Raw genomic sequence first — 766 nt, 5'->3', positions numbered from 1 at the left:
TAACAAAAGCCTGTGAAAGCAAAACAACCTCTTCAAAAAATTTACGCATACGCCCTTCTACCATTTTTTCAATGATACTTTCAGACTTTCCAGACTGACGTGCTTGATCTGAAAAAATCGCTTTTTCACGTTCAATAGCACCAGCATCAACATCTTGTGCTGTGAGTGCTAACGGATTGGTTGCTGCAATATGCATCGCAACCTGACGACCAAAAGCAAGAGCAGCTTCTTTATTTCCTGTTGTTTCAATTGCCACCAAAACACCAAGCTTACCAAGACCGTCAGCCACACTATTATGTATATAAGTCGCAACAACACCATTCTCAACAGACAATTTAGCGGAACGACGAAATGTCATATTTTCACCAATTGTACCAATTGCATCTTTAATTGTAAGCTCTACAGTCTTCTCAGAACCAGGATAAAGAGAAACAGAAACAGATTCAACATCACCTGGCGTATCCAAGGCGGCTGTTGCTATATTGCGCACAATCTCTTGAAATCCATCATTGCGTGCAACAAAATCTGTTTCAGAATTAATCTCAACCAAAACCGCATGTGAATCTTTTGATACGACTCCGATTAATCCTTCAGCCGCTGTACGACCCGCCTTTTTATCTGCTTTAGCTATCCCTTTTTTACGAAGCCAATCAACAGCAGCTTCCATATCACCATTAGTCTCTGCTAGAGCGGCTTTACAGTCCATCATACCAGCGCCAGATAATTCTCGAAGTTCTTTTACTTGTGCAGCAGTAATGCTCATATT

General features: G+C 41.0%; 1 protein-coding gene. It reads right to left on the bottom strand.

Translation table 11 applies throughout. The features are described 5' to 3' along the window. A partial coding sequence (gene tsf, locus ACFIO3_RS14545) for a translation elongation factor Ts (RefSeq protein ID WP_375704725.1) occupies positions 1 to 763 on the bottom strand: 763 nt, incomplete at its 3' end. Positions 764 to 766: the final 3 nt, after the last annotated feature.

The sequence above is a fragment of the Bartonella sp. AD328YNZD genome (genome assembly GCF_042196425.1).
Note: the sequence above shows the minus strand (reverse complement) of the source record. Positions and strands in the feature narration are given on the sequence as shown.